General features: G+C 37.5%; 4 protein-coding genes. All 4 read left to right on the top strand.

What is annotated here, in order from left to right; genetic code table 11:
• Positions 1-255: WxL domain-containing protein (locus AC1Z3S_RS19910; RefSeq protein WP_461741822.1), on the top strand; the 255-nt coding region annotated here is incomplete at its 5' end.
• An 80-nt stretch (positions 256-335) separates the two neighbouring features.
• Complete coding sequence (locus AC1Z3S_RS19905; RefSeq protein ID WP_461741821.1) at positions 336-1,478, top strand: WxLIP family cell surface protein; 1,143 nt, start codon at positions 336-338, stop codon at positions 1,476-1,478.
• 33 nt (positions 1,479-1,511) lie between these two features.
• Positions 1,512-2,195 carry a hypothetical protein gene (locus AC1Z3S_RS19900; RefSeq protein WP_265460366.1) on the top strand — a complete coding sequence of 228 codons (684 nt, stop codon included), beginning with the start codon at positions 1,512-1,514 and terminating at the stop codon, positions 2,193-2,195.
• A 15-nt stretch (positions 2,196-2,210) separates the two neighbouring features.
• On the top strand, positions 2,211-2,526 hold a 316-nt coding region (locus AC1Z3S_RS19895), incomplete at its 3' end, for a S26 family signal peptidase (RefSeq protein ID WP_461741820.1).

Below are 2,526 nucleotides of genomic sequence, written 5' to 3'. Positions count from 1 at the left end.
TCAGGTAAAACAGCAACTCAAACACTTTCTATTGACGGTGGAGCTAAGACATTTGTTACAGCAGCTGCTGGAACTGGTTCTGGTCAATGGACGCTTGAATGGGGTAGCACAATAGACGGTACTGGCGCAACTGACACAACCGTCGGAACCGTCGGTTCTTCTGTCAACTTAACGATTCCAACTTCTGTCGCAAACTCTATGACTAAAGGAACGTATACAGCTGTAGTGACTTGGACAATGGGGGCACTCGCATAAACTTGACTTTAAAATAGAAAAAAACAAGTTGGCAAGAATCTTGTCAACTTGTTTTTCTTATAAGGAGAATTCTATACATAATGAAAAATTTATCCCTATTTTTTCCAATTACGAATAAAAGACACCATTTTGTCTTACAACCTATTGTCTATCTTGTAATCTTGCTTGGTTTGATTAGCTGTTCTTATCCCGTGAAGGTTGAAGCAACCTCCGATAACTCAGAGGTATCCACTGGTTTCACGTATGCCTTGAATTTCCCTGAAAACCAGGTAGATACTTCTTTGAATTATTATCGACTAATGATGACACCTGGACAGGAGCAAGAAATCACCATTACGTTAAGTAATCCAGGTACAGAGGCGATTACGGTAGAATTACAATTAAATGGCGCAAAAACAAATGGATCAGGCGGTATAGAATGGAATAATGATACGATTGATAATGATGCCTCTCTCATGTTTCCATTTGAAGATATAGTAAGTGGTCCTGCTAGCGTTGACTTAGCAGGGGGAGAGACAAAAGAAGTCACTTTTTCTATCAAAATGCCTGAAACAAGTTTTGACGGAATTATCACAGGAGGATTACGATTGATGAAGGCCGGTCAAACAGATAATGTGGACGAAACGAATGGCTCTCAAGTTATTAATCAGTATGCCTATGCTATTTCCATAGTCTTGCAGGAAAACGACATCGAGCTAACCCCAGATATGCAATATAATTCTGCTTACGCAGGTCAATCTAATTATCGTAATACTATTTTTGTTAATCTTTCCAATGTAGTCGCAACCTTTCTTAATGATCTGACAATAGAGGCCCAAATTTCCTCCGCTGGAAGTAGCGAAGTGTTGTATGAAGCGAAAACAACTGGGATGAGAATGGCCCCGAACTCTCTCATTGATTTCCCGATTAGTATGAATGGGGATCGAATGGTTCCGGGAACCTATACGGCACATGTCCTTGCCACATCAGGAGATATGAGATGGGAATGGACTGAAGAGTTTGAGATAACTGAGGGAGAGGCTCAAGAATTTAATGAACGAGACGTCGGCTTAGAACAAGATACTACAATTAATTGGGGTGTCGTTGCGAGTCTTGTGGGTGCTTTTTTTGGATTCGTTCTTCTTCTGTTTGTGATAGTTAGATGGGTGAGACGTAAGAAAAAAAAGAAAGATTCTATAAAAAAAAGAAAAATGAATCAGAAAAAAAAACGTTCTCCTAAATAAGAAGAGACGATAGACAGAGAAGGAGACAAATAAATGAGTATAATTACTTGGCTCATTATGGGACTGATAACGCTCAGCTTAATTTTTATTTTTAGTGCTTTGGGTTTTGTTGTTCAAGTAATCCTCACAACAAAAAAACTTAAAGCTCTTCCTAGAAAGCCTCCACGTAAAAAGAAAAAAAAACAACGTTGGTCTCAACTATGTAAAAGTCTAAACTCTAAACGTAAGAGAGGGATTTATTTCGTAAGTTGTTTTTTCGCTTTAGGTTTTTTATCCGGTGGTGTAGGAGCCTATAGTTTGTATTATCAATCTATAAATTTGTCTGCAGAAGATGAAAAAGCTATTGTACGCTCTTATTTTCTTGTCCGTGATTTTCAAAGCGAATTAGAAAAAGCAGCCAATCAATCTGAAACCGAAGAAGCTTCCCAACAAAACATTCGCTACTTAGCAACAAGTTTGTCGGCGTATACATCGAATAAGGCAAGTACAATTAATACAACGGATGGACAATCTACACTTAATCGCTATTACGCTTCACTAGCCCAATTAGGTATGAATGCGACACGTGAGAGTGGAAATTTCTATGGAAATCCTACTTTAGTAGACGAGTTTACTACAGATATTTCGAAAGTCATTACCTACGAAACTGCTGCATTCGATTACTTTAGAATTAATCAAACCGCTCTAGAAGATGAAGGTACACCAAATGACGACTAGAAAAAAAAAAAATCTTTGTCTATACAAAGGACATCTAAAAGTAAAAAGAAGAAAAGCTCTAAATCCAATCAAAAGTCTCTTCCCACGAATAAGGCAGTTAAATTATCTAAATCTGGTCGTAGAAACGTTAGTTATCAGAAGAAATCTAGCTCAAAAAAGAAGAGAAGAAGGAGTAAAAAACAGCATATCATTCAAGACTTTTTCTATGCAATCGTCATGGCTAGTCTTCTTGCTCTGATTTTGTTTTTCTTCTTATTTAAAATAGTGGTAATAAATGGATATAGTATGATGCCGACACTTCGCGATCAAGACACTGTTCTCATTCGAAAAA

This window comes from Enterococcus sp. LJL90 (assembly GCF_056924355.1).
Note: the sequence above shows the minus strand (reverse complement) of the source record. Positions and strands in the feature narration are given on the sequence as shown.